Origin of the sequence: Roseomonas sp. GC11, from assembly GCF_024437745.1 — a bacterium.
Taxonomy (GTDB): Bacteria; Pseudomonadota; Alphaproteobacteria; order Acetobacterales; family Acetobacteraceae; genus Pseudoroseomonas.
The window spans coordinates 1-17,659 of sequence record NZ_JANFNY010000006.1 but is presented as its reverse complement, the minus strand read 5'-3'; the positions used below and the strand labels follow the sequence as shown (position 1 = coordinate 17,659).

16 protein-coding genes and 1 pseudogene are annotated in these 17,659 nt (G+C 69.8%); 13 read left to right on the top strand and 4 right to left on the bottom strand.

All coding sequences use genetic code 11. From position 1 onward, the window contains the following. Positions 1–207: 207 nt before the first annotated feature. Entirely contained in the window at positions 208–1,377 is a 1,170-nt protein-coding gene (locus NON00_RS03245) for a M20 aminoacylase family protein (protein WP_256017645.1), read from the bottom strand. Between the two features lie 313 nt (positions 1,378–1,690). Here NON00_RS03245 and rplM point away from each other — a divergent pair, with 313 nt between their 5' ends. From rplM to NON00_RS03210, 7 genes are all read left to right on the top strand, one after another. Further along, positions 1,691–2,161, top strand: coding sequence for a 50S ribosomal protein L13 (rplM, locus tag NON00_RS03240; protein ID WP_256017644.1), 471 nt, complete (start codon positions 1,691–1,693; stop codon positions 2,159–2,161). 5 nt (positions 2,162–2,166) lie between these two features. Further along, entirely contained in the window at positions 2,167–2,661 is a 495-nt protein-coding gene (gene rpsI, locus NON00_RS03235; RefSeq protein ID WP_256017643.1) for a 30S ribosomal protein S9, read from the top strand. Positions 2,662–2,781: 120 nt separating this feature from the next. Further along, on the top strand, positions 2,782–3,732 hold the full coding sequence (argC, locus tag NON00_RS03230) for an N-acetyl-gamma-glutamyl-phosphate reductase (RefSeq protein WP_256017642.1): 951 nt from the start codon (positions 2,782–2,784) through the stop codon (positions 3,730–3,732). Between the two features lie 89 nt (positions 3,733–3,821). Then, positions 3,822–4,343, top strand: coding sequence for a gamma carbonic anhydrase family protein (locus tag NON00_RS03225; protein WP_256017640.1), 522 nt, complete (start codon positions 3,822–3,824; stop codon positions 4,341–4,343). Next, positions 4,277–4,915, top strand: coding sequence for a hypothetical protein (locus NON00_RS03220; protein ID WP_256017638.1), 639 nt, complete (start codon positions 4,277–4,279; stop codon positions 4,913–4,915). The genes NON00_RS03225 and NON00_RS03220 overlap by 67 nt, the downstream gene beginning before the upstream one ends. A 130-nt stretch (positions 4,916–5,045) precedes the next feature. Then, positions 5,046–5,648, top strand: coding sequence for a hypothetical protein (locus NON00_RS03215; RefSeq protein WP_256017636.1), 603 nt, complete (start codon positions 5,046–5,048; stop codon positions 5,646–5,648). A 231-nt stretch (positions 5,649–5,879) separates the two neighbouring features. Continuing rightward, entirely contained in the window at positions 5,880–7,469 is a 1,590-nt protein-coding gene (locus NON00_RS03210) for an ABC transporter substrate-binding protein (RefSeq protein ID WP_256017634.1), read from the top strand. Between the two features lie 136 nt (positions 7,470–7,605). Here NON00_RS03210 and pdxY read toward each other — a convergent pair whose 3' ends face one another. Next, complete coding sequence (gene pdxY, locus NON00_RS03205; RefSeq protein WP_256017632.1) at positions 7,606–8,466, bottom strand: pyridoxal kinase PdxY; 861 nt, start codon at positions 8,464–8,466, stop codon at positions 7,606–7,608. Between the two features lie 171 nt (positions 8,467–8,637). On the opposite strand from pdxY, the gene rpmE reads away from it, so the two are divergent. The 3 genes from rpmE (at position 8,638) to NON00_RS03190 (ending at position 10,797) form a co-directional block, all read left to right on the top strand. Beyond that, positions 8,638–8,868, top strand: a complete 231-nt coding sequence (gene rpmE, locus NON00_RS03200) for a 50S ribosomal protein L31 (RefSeq protein WP_256017629.1) — start codon at positions 8,638–8,640, stop codon at positions 8,866–8,868. A 205-nt stretch (positions 8,869–9,073) separates the two neighbouring features. Further along, on the top strand, positions 9,074–9,532 hold the full coding sequence (locus NON00_RS03195) for an Hsp20 family protein (RefSeq protein WP_256017627.1): 459 nt from the start codon (positions 9,074–9,076) through the stop codon (positions 9,530–9,532). A gap of 89 nt (positions 9,533–9,621) precedes the next feature. Next, complete coding sequence (locus tag NON00_RS03190; protein ID WP_256017624.1) at positions 9,622–10,797, top strand: MFS transporter; 1,176 nt, start codon at positions 9,622–9,624, stop codon at positions 10,795–10,797. Between the two features lie 43 nt (positions 10,798–10,840). Here the strand turns inward: NON00_RS03190 and NON00_RS03185 are convergent, their stop codons facing one another. Beyond that, positions 10,841–12,007, bottom strand: a complete 1,167-nt coding sequence (locus tag NON00_RS03185; RefSeq protein WP_256017622.1) for a M20 aminoacylase family protein — start codon at positions 12,005–12,007, stop codon at positions 10,841–10,843. Positions 12,008–12,290: 283 nt separating this feature from the next. Here NON00_RS03185 and NON00_RS03180 point away from each other — a divergent pair, with 283 nt between their 5' ends. Next, positions 12,291–13,709: a DEAD/DEAH box helicase gene (locus NON00_RS03180; protein WP_256017620.1), complete on the top strand. Its 1,419-nt coding sequence runs from the start codon at positions 12,291–12,293 to the stop codon at positions 13,707–13,709. 309 nt (positions 13,710–14,018) lie between these two features. After that, positions 14,019–15,209 (top strand): M20 aminoacylase family protein, encoded by a 1,191-nt coding sequence (locus tag NON00_RS03175; RefSeq protein WP_256017618.1) that lies wholly within the window; start codon positions 14,019–14,021, stop codon positions 15,207–15,209. 111 nt (positions 15,210–15,320) lie between these two features. On the opposite strand, the gene NON00_RS03170 is transcribed toward NON00_RS03175, so the two are convergent. Further along, positions 15,321–17,138 carry an alpha/beta hydrolase gene (locus NON00_RS03170; protein ID WP_256017616.1) on the bottom strand — a complete coding sequence of 606 codons (1,818 nt, stop codon included), beginning with the start codon at positions 17,136–17,138 and terminating at the stop codon, positions 15,321–15,323. A gap of 182 nt (positions 17,139–17,320) precedes the next feature. Between NON00_RS03170 and NON00_RS03165 the strand changes: the two are divergent. Further along, positions 17,321–17,659, top strand: a pseudogene (locus NON00_RS03165) (hypothetical protein); the annotation flags it as partial.

Sequence of the window (17,659 nt, the reverse complement as noted above, 5' to 3'; positions counted from 1 at the left end):
TGGAGCGGCCGCCGTCGCGGCCCTGACCGGCAGCTGACAGAAAAGCGGGCCGCTCCGCTGGGCCGGAGTGTCCCCGGTGCCGTGGAGCGGCCGCCGTCGCGGCCCTGACCGGCAGCTGACAGAAAAGCGGGCCGCCCCCCTGGGCCGGAGTGTCCCCGGTGCCGTGGAGCGGCCGCCGTCGCGGCCATGACCGGCAGCTGAAAAAAATTATTTGGGGAGGAGTTGTTCGGCGAGGGTGGCGAAGAAGCTGGCGCCGACGGGGAGGATCTCGTCGTTGAAGTCGTATTTGGGGTGGTGCAGGCCGGGGTCGCTGGCGGTGCGGCCGCCGCCCAGCATCAGGTAGGAGCCGGTCTTCGCGTTCAGCATGAAGGCGAAATCCTCGCCGCCCATGGTCGGCTTGGGCAGTTCCTTGGTGTGGGCCGCGCCCACCACGGCGGCGGCGGCGCGGGCGGCCAGTTCCGTCGCGCCGGCATCGTTGATGGTGGAGGGATACATGCGGGTGAAGCGCACATCCGCCCGCGCGCCGAAGGCGGTGGCGATGCCGGTGGCGATCTCCACCACCTTCTTCTCCAGGATATCGCCCACCTCGGGGCGGAACCAGCGCGCGGTGCCGCGCAGATTCACCGTCTCGGGGATGACGTTGAAGGCATTGCCGCCCTCGATCCTGCCGATGGTGACGACGCCCGCCTCCACCGGCTCCACATTGCGCGCCACGATGGACTGCAGCGCGGTGACGATCTGCGCCGCGATCACCACCGGGTCATTGCCCATATGCGGCATGGCGCCATGCGCGCCCTGGCCGGTGATGGTCATCTCGATATCGGCCACCGCCGCCATCACCGGCCCGGCGCGGAAATGCACCTCGCCGGCCGGGATGCTGGGCCAGTTGTGGATGGCGTAGACCTGCTCCATCGGGAAGCGCTCGAACAGCCCCTCCTTCACCATCACCTCGGCGCCGCCGCCCATCTCCTCGGCCGGCTGGAAGATGACATAGACGGTGCCGGCGAAGTTGCGCGTCTCGGCGAGATACTTCGCGGCGCCGAGCAGCATGGTGGTGTGGCCGTCATGGCCGCAGGCATGCATCTTGCCGGGGATGGTGGAGGCATAGGGGACGCCCGATTCCTCCAGAATCGGCAGGGCATCCATATCGGCGCGCAGGCCGATCGCCCGGCCCGGCGCGCTGCCGCGGATGACGCCCACCACGCCCGTCCCGGCGAGGCCCGTCACCACCTCGTCCACGCCGAACTCCCGCAGCTTCTGGGCGACGATGCCGCTGGTGCGCACCTCCTCGAAGGCGAGTTCAGGGTGGAGATGGAAGTCGCGCCGCCAGGCGGTCATCTCCTCGTGGAAGGCGGCGATGCGGTTGAGCACGGGCATGGCGCTGTATCCGGCACGGAAGGGAAAAGGGGCCGCAGCTTCACCCCGGGGAGGGGTCTCGGCAAGGGGCGGGAGCAGGGGCGGGGCGGCAGGATCCGGCGCCGCCACCCCGCCGGCCGGAAGATCCTGCCGCCCCCGCTCCACCAGGGGATACAGGCGGGGCAATCAGGCGGGGCAATCAGGCGGGGCAATCGGGCGGGAAAATCGCGGCCTGCGGGATGCGGTATTATAATACCACAGATTTTTCCCTTGACCGTCCAGGGCTTTGAGTCGATAACCCGCGCCTCTTTCCAGGACTAAGCAGAAGCCGATCATGCTGACCACGCAGACCCGCTCGCTGAAGCCGGCGGAGGTCAAGAAGGGCTGGGTGCTGATCGATGCGGACGGGCTCGTGCTCGGCCGCCTCGCCGCACTCGTTGCCAATCGCCTCCGCGGCAAGCACAAGCCGCAGTTCACCCCGCATGTCGATTGCGGGGACCACGTTGTCATCATCAACGCCGACAAGGTGCGGGTGACCGGCAACAAGGCCGAGCAGTCGGTCTTCTACTGGCACACCGGCTATCCGGGCGGCATCAAGGGCCGCACGGTGCGTGAGCGCCTCGAGGGCCGCTTCCCCGAGCGCGTGATCGAGAAGGCCGTGGAGCGCATGATCACGCGCGGCCCGCTCGCCCGCAGGCAGATGAAGAATCTGCATGTCTATGCCGGCGCTGAGCACCCGCATGCCGGTGCGCAGCCGGTGGCGCTCGACGTCGCCGCGCTGAACCGCAAGAACAAGCTGGGCTGAGCATCATGAGCGAGCAGACCACCGCCACCTCGCTGGCCGAGCTGAAGAACCTGGTCGCCGGCACCCCCGCCGCCGGCGAGGCTTCCGCCCCGCGTGAGCCGAAGCGCGACCAGTTCGGCCGCGCCTATGCCACCGGCCGCCGCAAGGACGCCGTCGCCCGCGTGTGGGTGAAGCCGGGCAAGGGCACCATCGAGATCAACGGCAAGCCGGCGTCGAAGTATTTCGCCCGCCCGGTGCTGCGCATGCTGATCACGCAGCCCTTCCTGGTGGCCGACCGCTACCAGCAGTTCGATGTCTACTGCACCGTCACCGGCGGCGGCCTCTCCGGCCAGGCCGGCGCGGTCCGCCACGGCATCAGCCGCGCGCTCACCAATTTCGAGCCGGAGCTGCGGGGCATCCTGAAGAAGGCCGGCTTCCTGACCCGCGACCCGCGCGTCGTCGAGCGCAAGAAGTACGGCAAGGCGAAGGCCCGACGTTCCTTCCAGTTCAGCAAGCGCTGACGCTGGCGGGCCGGCGTTCGCGCCGGCCCTGTCGAGGGCTGTTCATCGGAGAGGGCGGGTCCGCGAGGGCCCGCCCTTTCTGTTTTCTGCTATCCTCCCCCGAACCTGAAGGAGAGCCACATGGCCAAGGGTTCACTGCCTGCGATCTTCATCGATGGCGAAGCCGGCACCACCGGCCTTGGGATCCGCCAGCGCCTGGAGGCGCTGCCGGGGATCGTGCTGCGGTCCATCGACCCGGAGCGCCGCAAGGACCCCGAGGCCAAGCGCGCCCTGATGGCCGAGGTGGACCTGGTGGTGCTCTGCCTGCCCGATGCCGCCTCCAAGGAAAGCGCAGCCATGGCCGCCAGCCTGGGCGCCGACGCGCCCAAGCTGCTGGATGCCTCCACCGCCCACCGCGTGCATCCCGACTGGGTCTATGGCGTGCCCGAGCTGGCGCCGGACCAGGCCGCGAAGATCGCCGCCGCCCCGCGCGTGGCCAATCCCGGCTGCTACCCCACGGGCGGCATCGCGCTGCTGCGGCCGCTGGTGGCGGCGGGGCTGATCCCGGCGGACCACCCCATCACCGTCAACGCCGTCTCGGGCTATTCCGGCGGCGGCAAGACGATGATCGAGGCCTATGAGGCCGGCACCGCCCCCGATTTCGAGCTGTACGGCCTGGGCCTGGAGCACAAGCACCTGCCCGAGCTGCAACTCTATTCGGGCCTGACGCGGCGCCCCATCTTCGTCCCGAGCGTCGGCAACTACCGGCAGGGCATGCTGGTCTCGATCCCGCTGCACCTCGACGTGCTGCCCGGCGCGCCCAGGCCCGCCGACCTCCACGCCGCGCTCGCCGCCTATTACCAGGGCTCCGAATGGGTGAAGGTCGCCCCCGCCACGGCGGATGGCAAGCTGGAGCCGGAGGCGCTGAACGACACCAACCTGCTGGAGCTGCGCGTCTACGGCAATGAGGCGCGCGGGCAGGCGGTGCTGGTGGCGCGGCTGGACAATCTGGGCAAGGGCGCGTCTGGCGCCGCCGTCCAGAATATCGGCCTGATGCTGGGCCTCACCGCGGCCGCGGCCAAGGCCGCCTGAAAAACCGATAGAAAAAAAGAAGGGGGTCCGGGGGAATTCCTTCCCCCGGTCTTTTCTCTCGTGGCCTTTTCCATCCAGCAGGAGGCAGAATGTCCCTCTACCCCTTCGAAGGCGTGCTTCCCAAAGTTGCCCCTGACGCCTTCATCGCCCCCACCGCCGCCGTCATCGGCGATGTCGAGATCGGGGAGCGCGCCAGCATCTGGTACCATTGTGTCCTGCGCGGCGACACCAACATGATCCGCGTGGGGCCGCGCAGCAACATCCAGGACGGCACGATCGTTCATGTGGCGGCGGGCACCCTGCCGGCGCTGATCGGGGCGGATGTGACCATTGGCCATGCCTGCATCATCCATGCCTGCACGCTGAAGGACTGGGCCTTTGTCGGCATGGGCGCCACGGTGCTGGACGGGGCGGTGATCGAGGAAGGCGGCATGCTGGGCGCGGGCGGGCTGCTGGCGCCGGGCAAGCGCATCGGCCCCAATGAATTGTGGGTGGGCTCGCCCGCCCGCCTGGTCCGCGTCATGGGCGCGGAGGAGAGGGCCCGATGGGACAGGAACGCCATCCACTATGCCGAGCTGGGGCAGCGCCACATCGCCTCCCTGGCCGGGTGATCCTGCGGGCGGGGTTCCTGGCTCTGGCCGGGCTGCTGGCCGGCTGCGGCCTCGCCACGCCGCCTGAGCCGCCGGTGAGCCTGCCCCCGGTGGCGGCGCGCGCCGCCCTCAACCCGGTGACGGCGGCGCTGCGCGGCGCCGCCACGGCCTTCGCCGAGACCGGCCGCCTGCAGGGCCGCCCCGCCCTGGCTGCCCTGGCCGTCGCGCAGCTGGAATATCTGGCGGTGGAAATGCCTTCCGGCCGGGTGGCCGGGGATATCGGCATGGTGCAGCCCCTGCTGCTGGCGGCGCGGCAGGAGGTGCGCGGGGTGCTGGGCATCCCCGCCACGGTGCCGCCGCAGCGGGTGATCGACGCCCTGGCCGCCGCCGCCACCGTGCCGGGGGGCGATGCCGCCGCGCCGGCCACGCTGCCGCCGGATGTCGCGCCGGGGGGTGGGGCCCTGCTGTGGCAAAGGCTCGGCGCCCTGCCGCGCCTGCCGCAGGCCAATGCCGCCACCCAGCGCGCCCTGCATTACTGGGAGTTCGGGCCAGATGAAGCCATCGAGATCAGCATGCTCGGGCGGCGGCCATGAGCGGGGAAGAATCTTCTTTTTCTGAAGAAAAAGAAGCAAAAAGACTTTTTTCAGTTTGCCGGGGGGCGGCTTTTGGCGTTGCGGCCGGGTTGGGGCAGAATGGGGCGCCTGATCTGCCGGAGTGTCCGTGATGCGCCGCCGAATCCTTTTCTCCGCCCTGGCGGTGCTGGTGCTGCCGGCCTGCGCCGAGCTGCGCACGCCCCGCCCGCGCATCGCCCTGCCGCTGGATCTCGTGCCCGGCAGCGAAGACCCGGTGCGCAGCGCCGCCCGGCTGGCCGCCGCCGCCTTCGCCAGTGAAGGCGCCGCTGTGCAGAACAACCCCGCCGGCATGGCCCGCGCCGCCGCCCGCCTGGAATATCTGGTGCAGATCCTGGCCAGCGATCCGCGCTTCCGCGTCCTGCCGCCGGGGCTGCTGCTCTCGCTGCGCGGCGCGGTCGGGGAGGTGCGGCTGGCCCTCGGCATCGCGCCCCTGGCCTTGCCGGAGCAGCTTGTTCCCGTCCTGGCGCAGCTGGCCCGCGTGATCGATGCCGGGGGCGACACGCGCCCCGCTTTCCCCGCGGCCTTCTTCCCGGCCGGGCCCGAGCGCAGCCTGCAACGCCTGACCCAGCCCGGCCCCTTGCCGGAGGCCGCCATGGCCACCGGCCGCCTGCTGGACCAGATCACGGACCTGGACCAGACCGAGGGCTGGAACGGCCCCCCCGACACGCGGCCCGACACGCGGATGGTGCGCTGATTTTTTTCAGCTTGGCGCCTCCTTGGCCGAGTACAGCGCAGCGCCAGACTGGAAGAGTCTTTTTGCTTCTTTTTCTTCAGAAAAAGAAGATTTTTCCCGCAAAATTTTCTCTTATTTCATCGCTGTGAAAATCTTTTGGAAAGAGAGGATCGGCCATCCTGGGTGAAGCCATCTTCATCGCGCGCCCGTGATGTGCAGAATCGCCGCCTTGTCTCGATTCGGGAGAACGTCATGCAGCGACGCAGCCTTCTGGCCGGCGCCGCCGGATTGGCCGCCGGCTGGCCACTGGCCCGCCCCGCCCTGGCCCAGGGGGCGTCCAACAGCACGCTGCGCTTCGTCCCGCATGCGGATCTGAACCTTCTCGACCCGCTGGCCAATACCGCCTACGCCACGCGCAACCACGGGCATCTCTGCTGGGACGGGCTGTATGGCCTGGATGCCGAGCTGCGCCCGCAGCCGCAGCTGGCCGAGGGCCATGTGGTGGAGGAGGAGGGCCGGCGCTGGACCTTCACCCTGCGCGATGGCCCCACCTTCCATGATGGGGAGAAGGTGCGCGCCGCCGATGCCGTGGCCTCCCTCCAGCGCTGGATGGCCAAGGACACGCATGGCCAGACCCTGGCCGAGCGGCTGGACGAGATCCGCGCCCTGGACGACCGGCGTTTTGAACTGCGGCTCTCCCGCCCCTTCAGCGCCATGCTGGCGGCGCTGGCCAAGCCCTCCGCCTATCCCTGCTTCATCTATCCGGAGCGGTTCGCGCGCCTGCCCGCCACCACGCCGCTGCGCGAGGTGGTGGGCAGCGGCCCTTACCGCTTCGTGGCGGAGGAGCGGGTTCCGGGGCAGATGGCCGTCTATCGCCGCTATGCCGGCTACCAGCCCGCCAGCGGCCCCGTCAGCCTGACCGCCGGCCCGAAGCTGGCCGGGTTCGAGCGCCTGGAATGGCGCCATATGCCGGACCCGCTGGAAGCCGCCGAGGCGCTGCAGAATGGTGAGGTCGATTGGTGGGAGCAGGTGGCCCCCGATTTCCGCCCCATCCTCAAGCACCGCGCCGGGGTGATGGTGGAGCGGCTGGAGGTGGGCGGCACGGTGGCGATGCTGCGGCCCAACCACCTCCACCCGCCCTTCGACAATCCGGCGGTGCGCCGTGCCCTGCTGCCCGCGCTGCGGCAGACGGATTTCATGGCCGCCATCATGGGCGATAATCGCGAGCTGTGGCGCGACGAGGTCGGCTGTTTCCCCGATGGCAGCCCGCTGGCCTCCGATGCCGGGCTTTCCGCCCTGACCGGCCCGCGGGATGTGGAGGCGGCCAGGCGCGCCCTGCGCGAGTCCGGCTACAAGGGCGAGGCGGTGGTGATGCTCCACCCCACCGATGTCGTGAACAACAGCAACCTGACCGCCGTGGCGACGGATCTGTTGCAGCGCATCGGCTTCCGGGTGGAAAGCGTGCCCTGTGACTGGCGCACGCTGCTCCAGCGCCGCACGGTGAAGCTGCCACCCCAGCAGGGCGGGTGGAGCGCCATGGTGGTGCTGTTCGGCGGGCTGGACCTGATGAACCCCGGCGGCCACCCGCTGCTGCGCGCCAATGGGGAAAAGGCCTGGTTCGGCTGGCCCCAGGCGCCCCGGCTGGAGGCGCTGCGGGAACAGTGGTTCGATACCCCCGGCCTGCCGGCGCAGCAGAAGCTGGCGCGTGACATCCAGCGCCAGTTCTTCCAGGACCTGCCCTTCCATCCGCTCGGGCAGTATCTGATGGACAGCGCCTGGCGCTCCAACCTCACCAGCCCGCGCCGGGGGATGGTGCTGCCGTTGAATGTGAAGCGGGTTTAGGAAAAGCGTTCTTTTTGAAAAAAGAACCAAAAACTTTTTTTCAGGGGGCGTCCCGCGGATGGCCTGAGGCGGGACGCCAAACTGAAAAAAGTCTTTTTGCTTCTTTTTCTTCAGAAAAAGAAGATTTTCTTAAATATCAACATTCTTCTGGCTGGAACACGCGCGACGGCGCCACGAATTCCTCCTGCGCCGCCACGGTGAGGATCTCGCGCGAGGCGGCCTCAGAGGTGCGGCGCAGCAGGCCGTAGATGGAGGAGCAGGCGGCGCCCAGCGCATCCGCCGCCCGGCCGGATTGCAGCCGGTGGAACAGGAACAGCGCGGCGATGGCATCCCCCGCGCCATTCACCGAGATGGGCAGCATCGGCGTGCGCACGCGGTGGAAGGTGCCGCCCTCGGCGGCCAGCATCTCGATCTGGTCGGCGGGCGTCTCCGCCACCTTCAGCGAGGTGACGAGCACGCAGCGCGGCCCGCCCGGCGCCATGCCGGCCTGGAGCCTGGCCACCGCCGCCCTGGCTTCCGCCAGGGTGGTGACGGGCTGGCCGGTGAGCCATTCCAGCTCGAACTGGTTGGGCGTGATGATATCCGCCGCCGGGATGGCGCGGTCGCGCATGAATTCCGGGATGCCGGGGCGGACGAAGACGCCGCGGCCGACATCGCCGATCACCGGGTCGCAGCAATAGAGCGCGGCGGGGTTGGCGGCCTTCACGCGGGCGGCGGCGTCCAGGATGGCCTCGCCAATGGCGGCATCGCCCATATAGCCGGAGAGCACGGCATCGCAGCGCGGCAGGGCGCCGCGATCCTCGATTCCCTGCACCAGGTCGCGCACCAGCTCCGCGCCGAAGACCTGCCCGCGCCAGCTGCCATAGCCGGTGTGGTTGGAGAACTGGACGGTGTTGACCGCCCAGACCTCGGCCCCCAGGCGCTGCAGCGGAAACACCGCCGAGGCATTGCCGACATGGCCATAGGCGACCCAGGACTGGATGGAGAGGATGTTCATGGCGCGGGGGGTTTCCCTGTGGCGCGGTGGAGGCGCGGCAAAGCTCTAGGATCGGCGGGGCAGGGGGTCAATCCGCGCCGCTTTCAGATTGCGCGGGCCGCGCCCGGCCTGTAGAAGCGGCGCTTCCGCGCGGCCGGTCGGCATCGGCTGCTCCAGCCAGAGAAAAGCACCATGAAGCCCAATATCCACCCGGACTACCACGAGATCACCGTCATCATGACGGATGGCACGACCTTCAAGACCAAGTCCTGCATGGGCAAGGAGGGCGAGGTGCTGCGTCTGGACATCGACCCGAAGTCGCACCCGGCCTGGACCGGCCAGCAGCGCATCATCGACACCGGGGGCCAGATCGCCAAGTTCAACAAGAAGTTCGCCGGCATCGGCGTGCGCAAGAAGGCCTGATTCCGGGCCTCTCCGCCGAGAGCAAGCTTCGGGCGCCGCCCCCTTGAAGAGGGGGGCGGCGCTTTCTATTTCCAGCGTGTCAGCGGCGCCCGGCTTCGGGGCCGCCGGCGCGGACCGGAGGCCCGGGCTGCCCGATCGGGGGCTCATCCATGCCGAAGGACCGCTTCATCAACGGACCCTTGCTCAGCGAAGAAGGCTCCTGACCATGAACGCTTTCGACACCGCCCCCCTGTTCCGCACCGCCATCGGTTTCGACCGCCTGACGCGGCTGCTGGACACTGCCCGCGCCGCCGCGGATGCCCCCTCCTACCCGCCCTACAACATCGAGAAGACGGGCGAGGACTCCTACGTCCTGACCATGGCCGTGGCCGGTTTCGCGCCGGAGGATCTGGAGATCACCGCGCAGGACAATGTCCTCCTCGTCTCCGGCAAGGCCGCGCAGGCGGAGGAGGCGCAGCGCCGCTACCTGCATCGTGGCATCGCGGGCCGCGCCTTTGAGCGCCGCTTCGTCCTGGCCGACCACATCCAGGTGGAGGGTGCGGACCTCGCCAATGGCCTGCTGCATGTTTCCCTGAAGCGCGAGGTGCCGGAGGCGCTGAAGCCCCGCCGCATCCCGATCGCCGCGCAGCCGCGCCCCGTCCTCCAGGCCCCGCTCGCCGCCTGATTTTTTTCGGGCTGCCGCTCCCGGGTTGAGAAGCGGGACGCGGCCTGAGGGGGCTTCCCGCAGCCTGAGAGGTGGCGGAAGCTCAGGAGATGTCCGCATCCCCTGAGCGCCGCCGCCGTGTGGCCACCATCTCCGCCATCGGCGTAGCCCAGACCATGGCCTGGGCCTCCTCCTACTACCTCCCCGCCATCCTGGCGCGGCCGATGGCGGCGGAGCTCGGCCTGTCCTCCTCCGCCGTCTATGCCTTCTTCTCGGTCGCCCTGCTGCTGACGGCCTTTCTCGGCCCCCTGGCCGGGCGGGCGATCGACCGGCGTGGCGGCCGGGGGGTGCTGGTGGCCTCGAATCTGGTGTTCATCGCCGCGCTGGTGGCCATGGCCCTGGCCCAGGGCCCCGTCTCCCTGGGCCTGGCCTGGGCGCTGATGGGGGCCGGCATGGCCATGGGCCTCTATGACGCCGCCTTCGCCACCCTGGCCGGGCTCTATGGCGCCCAGGCCAAGGGGGCGATCACCGGGGTGACGCTGATCGCCGGCTTCGCCTCCACCGTGGGCTGGCCGCTCTCCACCTGGATGGAGGCGGAATGGGGCTGGCGCGGGGCCTGCCTGGGCTGGGCGGCGCTGCATCTGCTGCTGGCCCTGCCGCTCAACCGGCTGCTGGTGCCCAAGGCCCCGCCCCCCGCGCCGAAGTCCGCCGCCCGGGGGCCGGAGACCCCGGCGCCGCGCCATGCCATGCCGGTGCTGGCCTTTTTCTTCGCCGCCACCACGGTGGTCAGCGGTGCCGTGGGCGCGCACCAGCCGGCGCTGATGCAGGCCGCCGGCGCCACGCCGGAGATGGCCCTGCTCGCTGCCTCGCTCACCGGGCCGGCCCAGGTGGCGGCGCGGCTGCTTCAGTTCAGCCTGCCTTCCTCGCTGCATGCGCTCTGGGTCGGGCGCTTCGCCTGTGGGGTGCAGGCGCTGGGCAGCGCGGTGCTGCTGCTGGTGGGGGGCGTGGCGGTGCTGCCCTTCACCCTGCTCTACGGCATGGGCAACGGGCTGCACACCATCGCCAAGGGGACGCTGCCGCTCGCCATCTTCGGGCCGGTGGGATACGGGCAGCGGCAGGGGATCATCGCGGCGCCGGGGCGGCTGCTCCAGGCGGCGGCGCCGGTCGGCTTTGGCCTGATGATGGAAGCCTGGGGGGCGGGGGCGCTGTGGGCCGCTATTGTGCTCTGCCTCGCGGCCATGCTGGCGCTGTTCGGGCTGAAGGCTTCAGGGGGCTCCGCCCCCTGACCCCCGCCGGGGTGGCAGGGCCACCCCGGACCCCACCATCAGTTCAGGCCAGTTCCTGCTCCGCCAGCTGCGCCAGATAGGCGGCGCCAAGCGGGAGCAGGGCATCGTTGAACTCATAATGCGAGTTGTGCGGGGAGATGGCGAAGCGGCCCTCCTGCGCCTGGCCGAACAGCACATAGGCGCCCGGGCAGCGCTCCAGCAGGAAGGCGAAATCCTCGCCCGCGGTGATCGGCGGGTCGTTGCGGCGCAGCGCGCCCTCGCCCAGCAGGGCACCCGCCGCCAGCGCCGCGCGCTCCGCCTCCGCCGGCGTGTTGATGGTGGGCGGATAGGCGCGGCGATAGGTGATCTCCACCCGTGCGCCCATCGCCATCGCCGTGCCCTCGGCGGCGCGGCGGAAGGCAGCCTCCACCTGGTCCCGCACCTCCGGCACCAGCGTCCGCACCGAGCCACTGAAAGAAACCCGCTCCGGGATGATGATGTCCGAGGTGCCGCCCTGGATGCGCCCCACCGAGATCACCGCCGTCTGCAGCGGGTCCACCTGCCGCGCCACCACCTGTTGCAGCGCGCCGATGATGGCGGCGGTGACGGAGACGGAATCGACCCCCTTGTGCGGCTGCGCCCCGTGCGAGGCGCGGCCCACCACCGTCACCGCGAAATAATCCACCGCCGCCAGCACCGTGCCGGCGCGCACCGCCACCTGGCCCAGCGGCAGCCCCGGCTCATTGTGCAGGCCATAGACGGCATCGCAGGGGAAGCGCTCGAACAGCCCGTCATCCAGCATGGCCTTGGCGCCCGCCAGCCCTTCCTCGGCCGGCTGGAAGATCAGGTGCACGGTGCCGGAGAAATTGCGCGTCGCGGCGAGGTATTTCGCGGCGCCGAGCAGCATGGTGGTATGGCCGTCATGCCCGCAGGCATGCATCACCCCCGGCGCGGTGGAGGCATAGGGCAGGCCGGTTTCCTCCTGCATCGGCAGGGCGTCCATATCGGCGCGCAGGCCGATGGCGCGGTTGCCCGGGCGGCCGCGCAGCACGCCCACCACCCCCGTCTGCCCCAGGCCGCGATGCACCTCGATGCCCCAGCCCTCCAGCAGCGCCGCCACCCGGTCGCTGGTGCGCCGCTCCTCGAAGCCCATTTCCGGGTGGGCGTGCAGGTCGTGGCGCCAGGCCGTCATCTCGGGGTGCAGGGCGTCGATCGCGGCGCGCAGGCTCATGCGGGGTCTCCTGATGGGAGGGGCAAGCCTGCGCCGGGCGCGGGGGCGGGGCAAGCCTTCGCCCTTGCATCACGGCGCGGCGGCGCGCATATGAGCGGCGCCGGCTGCGCCGGCGTGCCCTGGTTGCGTGAGCGGCCGCCGCTCCCTTGGCGGTGGCCTTGGCCAGGGCCCCGGGCTTTACGCCCCCGGCTTCGTTCCCTCGGTACGACCCATCCACGCGGGGCGTCCTGACCCGCCAACCGGCGTGGCCGCAGGGCTGCGCCGCATCCTGGATGTGTGCCCGATGACCGATTTCGCCTCTCTCGGCCTTGCCGAACCGCTGCTGCGCGCCCTGGCCGATGAGGGCTATACCACGCCCACCCCGATCCAGGCCCAGGCCATCCCCACCGTGCTGGCCGGGCGCGACCTGCTGGGCATCGCCCAGACGGGGACGGGCAAGACCGCCGCCTTCTCCCTGCCCATGCTGCACCACCTGGCCGCCCGCCGCGCCCAGGCCCCGCGTGGCGGCTGCCGTGCCCTGATCCTCTCGCCAACGCGCGAGCTGGCCTCGCAGATCCATGACAATATCCGCGCCTATGGCCGCTATCTGGGGCTGACCTCCACCGTCATCTTCGGCGGCGTCGGCATCCGGCCGCAGGTGCAGGCCCTGGCGCGCGGCGTGGACATCCTGGTGGCGACGCCGGGCCGCCTGCTCGACCATGTGCAGACCGGCGCGGCCAAGCTGCAGACGGTGGAAGTGCTGGTGCTGGACGAGGCCGACCAGATGCTGGACCGCGGCTTCTGGCCCGCCATCCGCAAGCTGACGGGAATGATGTCGAAGAACCGGCAGACCCTGTTCTTCAGCGCCACCATGCCCACCGAGATCGCCAAGATCGCCGACGAGCTGCTGAAGGACCCGGCCAAGGTCTCCGTCACCCCCGTCGCCTCCACCGCCGAGCGCGTCGAGCAGCGGCTGATCCATATCGACGCCAGCCAGAAGCGCGTCCTGCTGGCCGAGATGCTGCGCGACCCGCAGATCGGCCGCGCCCTGGTCTTCGCCCGCACCAAGCATGGCGCGGACCGCGTGGCCAAGCACCTGAACGCCGAGGGTATCAACGCCCACGCCATCCATGGCGACCGCAGCCAGGGCCAGCGCGAGCGGGCGCTGGCCGAGTTCCGCAATGGCCGCGCCCCCATCCTGGTGGCCACCGACATCGCCAGCCGCGGCATCGATGTCGATGGCGTGACGCATGTCTTCCAGTTCGACCTGCCGGACACGCCGGAAGCCTATGTCCACCGCATCGGCCGCACCGCCCGCGCCGGTGCCAGCGGCGAGGCCATCGCCTTCTGCGCCCCCGATGAGGTGGCGAAGCTGAAGGCGGTGGAAAAGCTGATCGCCATGCGCATCCCCGCCGAGGATCGCCGCAGCGAGGCCGGCAAGGCCGAGGCCGCCGCCGCCCTGCCGAAGCCCCAGCCGCAGCGCGGCCGGGGTGGCCGCCCCCAGGGGCATGGGCAGGGCGCGCCGCGCCCGCAGGGCCAGCGCCAGGGGCAGGCGCCCCAGGGGCGTGGTGAGGGGCGTGGTGAGGGGCGTGGTGAGGGGCGTGGTCCGGGTGGTGGCGCGCCGCGTGGCCGTGGCCCGGGCCGTGGCGGCCACCCCGCCGCCGCCGCCGGGCGCAAGGATCGCGGCTGGCGTGAGGGCGATTTCCGCGACAGCTCGCGCTGAAAGCGTTGGGTTGAGGGGGCTTTGCCCCCTCAAACTCCCCCCTTCTTTCCCTTGGGCAGGGGACAGGGTCCCCTGCACCCGCCTTCAGTTTGAAAATTTAAACAAGTGGGTTTCCAAAGGCCTCAGGCCTTTGGTCGGGAGAGTTTGAGAGGGGCGAAGCCCCTCTCAAGAGGCGGGCCGGGGCATGACCTCCGGCCCGTTGCCATTTCCGGCACCTGTCAGCAAAAAGTAATAGTCACCGCCGCCCTGTTGCCCTGCGGGCCAGACGGGCCGAGGCTAGGCGCCCTTCACTTCCAGGGATGCCGCCCCATGCCGCAGGAAACCGACCCCCGCATTGCCGCCATCGCCGCCGAGGCGACGGAGTGGCGCCGCCACTTCCACGCCAACCCGGAACTCGCCTTCGAGGAAGTCCAGACCAGCGACTTCGTGGCGGAGAAGCTGGCGAGTTGGGGCATCACGGTGACGCGCGGCATCGCCGGCACGGGGCTGGTCGGCACGCTGAAGGGCGGCCGGGTGGGGGCCAATGCCGGCCGCGCCATCGGCCTGCGCGCCGATATGGACGCGCTGCCCATCCTGGAGGAAACCGGCGTCCCCTATGCCTCCACGATTCCGGGCAAGATGCATGCCTGTGGCCATGACGGCCACACCGCCATGCTGCTCGGCGCCGCCAGGTATCTGGCCGAGACGCGGGACTTTGAAGGCACCGTCCACTTCATCTTCCAGCCGGCCGAGGAGAAGGGCGGTGGCGGCCGGGTGATGGTGGAGGAGGGGCTCTTCACCCGTTTCCCCTGCGATGCCGTCTATGGCATCCACAATGGCTCGAACGTGCCGAAGGGCACCTTCGTCATCACCCAGGGCATCACCAACGCGGCGGCGGATACGGTGACGCTGAAGGTGCGCGGCAAGGGCGGCCATGCCGCGCGCCCGCACACCGCGCTGGACCCGGTGCTGGCGGCGGCCCACATCATCGTCGCCCTGCAGAGCGTGGTGGCGCGCCGGGTGGACCCGCTGGATTCCGCCGTGCTCTCGCTGTGCAGCATCCATGGCGGCAGCGCCTGCAACGTCATCCCCGAGGAGGTGGTGATCGAGGGCACGGTCCGCACCCTGCGGCCCGAGACGCGCGATGCCATGCAGCGCCTGCTGACCGAGGTGGCCACGGCCACCGCCACGGCCCAGGGCGTGCAGCTGGAGATCCTCTATGAGCGCGGCTACCCGCCGGTGGTGAACAGCGACGGGCCGGTGGCGCGGGCGCAGCTGGCGGCGGCGAGGCTGGCGGGCGAGGCGCGTGTGGTGACCCAGGCGCCGCCGACCATGGGGGGCGAGGATTTCTCCTACATGGCCAATACCGTGCCGGGCTGCTTCATCCGGCTGGGCCAGGTGGAGGAGGGCAAGCCGAGCTTCGGTGCCCATCATCCGCGCTACAATTTCAATGATGCCATCCTGCCCACGGGCATCGCCTTCTGGTCGGCGCTGGTGGAGCAGGAACTGGCTGCGGACTGAAAAGAGCAGGGGGGAAGAAAGAATTCTTCCCCCCTGACCCCCCATCATCTTTTTCTGACTGATAGAAAAAAGAAGGGGGTCTGGGGGAATTCATTCCCCCAGGCTTTTTCTTCAATCCGTCGCCATGACTTTCACGTAGCTGCCGGGAGCGTCCTCGATGGCGGGAAGGCCGCCCTCGCCCGGGATGCGGGCCGGCACCTGGGCCTTGTCCAGGGCGGAGACCCAGCGGTGCCAGTCCGGCCACCAGGAGCCGGCGAGTTCGGTGGCGGCGTTGAACCAGTCTTCCGGCTCGGGCGGCAGGCTCTCGGCCACCCAATGGCTGTACTTGCCGGATTCCGGCGGGTTGGCGACGCCGGCGATATGGCCCGAGGCGGCCAGCACGAAGCGCACCGGCCCCTTGTAGATCTGCGTCGCGCGGTAGGTGCTCTTCCACGGCGCGATGTGGTCTTCCCGCGTCGAGAGGATGTAGGTGGGCAGCTTGACCTTGCCGAGATCGAGCGCGGTGCCGCCGAGGGTGATGGCGCCGGGCTTCACCAGGTCGTTCTGCTGGTACATGCGGCGCAGGTAGAAGCTGTGCATGGCCGCCGGCATGCGCGTGCTGTCGTCGTTCCAGTAGAGCAGGTCGAAGGGGAAGGGCTCCTGCCCCAGCAGGTAGTTCTGCACGACGAAGGACCAGATCAGGTCATTGGCGCGCAGCATGTTGAAGGTGGTCGCCATCTCGCGCCCCTCCAGGTAGCCGCGCTTCTGCATCCGCTCTTCCAGCGATTGCAGCTGCTCCTCGTCGATGAAGACGGAGAGTTCGCCGGCCTCGGAGAAATCCACCATGGTGGTGAAGAAGGTGGCGGATTTGATGCGCGTGTCCTTCTTCGCCGCCATATGCGCCAGCGTCGAGGCCAGCAGCGTGCCGCCGAGGCAGTAGCCGATGGCGTTCACCGCCTTCTCGCCCGTCGCCTGCTGGATGGCGTCCAGCGCGGCATAGGGGCCTTCGAGCATGTAATCCTCGAAGCTCTTCTGCGCGAGCGCCTCATCCGGGTTGACCCAGGAGATGACGAAGACGGTATGCCCCTGGGCCACCGCCCAGCGTACGAAGCTGTTCTTCGGCCGCAGGTCGAGGATGTAGAACTTGTTGATCCAGGGCGGCACGATCAGCAGCGGCCGCTTCAGCACCGTCTCCGTCGCCGGGCTGTACTGGATGAGCTGCATCAGCGCGTTCTGGAAAACGACCTTGCCCGGCGAGACGGCGATGTTCTCGCCGATGCGGAACTTGCTCTCATCCGTCATGCGGATGCGCAGCGTGCCCTTGCCGCGCTCCAGGTCGGAGAGCAGGTTCTGGAGCCCGCGCAGCAGGTTCTCGCCGCCCGTCTCGGCGGTGCGGCGCAGCACCTCCGGGTTGGTCAGCAGGAAGTTGGAGGGGCTCATCGCGTCGACGAACTGGCGCGTGTAGAAATCGACCTTCTGCGCCGTCTTGGGGTCCAGCTCGTCGGCCGCCTGCACCACGTTGGTGAAGTAGCGGGCGGAGAGCAGGTAGGTCTGCTTGATGAAGTCGAAGACCTCGTTCTCCCGCCAGTCCTCATGCTTGAAGCGGCGGTCCTTCGGGTCCTCGGCGATGACGGGGCTGACCTCGCCGCCCCAGATGCGGCGGGCGGTGTTCTGCCACAGCGTCAGATAGTCCTGCCAGAAGCCGAGCTGCGCCTGCATCAGCCGCGCCGGGTTGGCGATCAGCCGCGCCGTCATTTCCATGAAGGCATTGCCGATATGGGTGGTATCGGCGCCGGGTGGCCCGTCCCGCCTGTCCTCGTGCTGGCGTTTCAGGAAGTCGGCCACGATGCGCTGCCCGCGCTCGGCGACATCGGCCATGGTGCGGGAGACCAGGGCCGGGTCCGGCATGCGAAACGCGCCCGGATCGGGGGGGGTGTTATCCTGAGCCATGCGTCCCTCCGTGCGCGTCTGCGCATTTTGCCAACGATTCTCGTATCCGAATCGTCTCAAGATACCGATATCGCAACTTTTGTTGAGTCGCGCCACCCGTCCGGGGCGGGCGGGGATGTCCGGTCCTTCACCCTGCCGGGCTTTCGGGGTAATCCCTGGGCATGGGCGCGAAGGGGCGGAGCATGGGCGATCATGTCAGCGGGCAGGCCAGCGGGCATGTCAGAGGGCAGGTCAGCCAGCGGGGCAGCCAGGGCTGGGTGGGGCGGGGCCTGCTGCTGGCCCTGATGCCGCTGGGCCTGCCGTCGATCCTGCTTCTGGCCGGCTGCGTCGGCTCCCCGGCCGAGGGGCCGCGCGACTTCTGGAACAATGCCTTCGGCACGCCGCTGCAGGGCCGCCCGCTGCCGCCGGGGGCGGAGCAGGGCTACCCCAACCTCGCCGCCGTGCCGCCGCCGCCGCCGCGCGGCGCCGCCTCGGAGCGCGAGGCGCTGAGCGCCGCCCTGGCCGAGGCGCGCAGCCAGTCC

Excerpts from the sequence above, each read along its gene's own strand:
- NON00_RS03210 (WP_256017634.1), top strand. The coding sequence starts at position 5,880 with ATGCAGCGACGCAGCCTTCTGGCCGGCGCCGCCGGATTGGCCGCCGGC.
- NON00_RS03245 (WP_256017645.1), bottom strand. The coding sequence starts at position 1,377 with ATGCCCGTGCTCAACCGCATCGCCGCCTTCCACGAGGAGATGACCGCC.
- NON00_RS03180 (WP_256017620.1), top strand. The coding sequence starts at position 12,291 with ATGACCGATTTCGCCTCTCTCGGCCTTGCCGAACCGCTGCTGCGCGCC.
- NON00_RS03170 (WP_256017616.1), bottom strand. The coding sequence starts at position 17,138 with ATGGCTCAGGATAACACCCCCCCCGATCCGGGCGCGTTTCGCATGCCG.
- rpmE (WP_256017629.1), top strand. The coding sequence starts at position 8,638 with ATGAAGCCCAATATCCACCCGGACTACCACGAGATCACCGTCATCATG.
- argC (WP_256017642.1), top strand. The coding sequence starts at position 2,782 with ATGGCCAAGGGTTCACTGCCTGCGATCTTCATCGATGGCGAAGCCGGC.
- rplM (WP_256017644.1), top strand. The coding sequence starts at position 1,691 with ATGCTGACCACGCAGACCCGCTCGCTGAAGCCGGCGGAGGTCAAGAAG.
- NON00_RS03215 (WP_256017636.1), top strand. The coding sequence starts at position 5,046 with ATGCGCCGCCGAATCCTTTTCTCCGCCCTGGCGGTGCTGGTGCTGCCG.
- NON00_RS03225 (WP_256017640.1), top strand. The coding sequence starts at position 3,822 with ATGTCCCTCTACCCCTTCGAAGGCGTGCTTCCCAAAGTTGCCCCTGAC.
- NON00_RS03220 (WP_256017638.1), top strand. The coding sequence starts at position 4,277 with ATGGGACAGGAACGCCATCCACTATGCCGAGCTGGGGCAGCGCCACAT.
- NON00_RS03175 (WP_256017618.1), top strand. The coding sequence starts at position 14,019 with ATGCCGCAGGAAACCGACCCCCGCATTGCCGCCATCGCCGCCGAGGCG.
- pdxY (WP_256017632.1), bottom strand. The coding sequence starts at position 8,466 with ATGAACATCCTCTCCATCCAGTCCTGGGTCGCCTATGGCCATGTCGGC.
- NON00_RS03195 (WP_256017627.1), top strand. The coding sequence starts at position 9,074 with ATGAACGCTTTCGACACCGCCCCCCTGTTCCGCACCGCCATCGGTTTC.
- NON00_RS03185 (WP_256017622.1), bottom strand. The coding sequence starts at position 12,007 with ATGAGCCTGCGCGCCGCGATCGACGCCCTGCACCCCGAGATGACGGCC.
- NON00_RS03190 (WP_256017624.1), top strand. The coding sequence starts at position 9,622 with ATGTCCGCATCCCCTGAGCGCCGCCGCCGTGTGGCCACCATCTCCGCC.
- rpsI (WP_256017643.1), top strand. The coding sequence starts at position 2,167 with ATGAGCGAGCAGACCACCGCCACCTCGCTGGCCGAGCTGAAGAACCTG.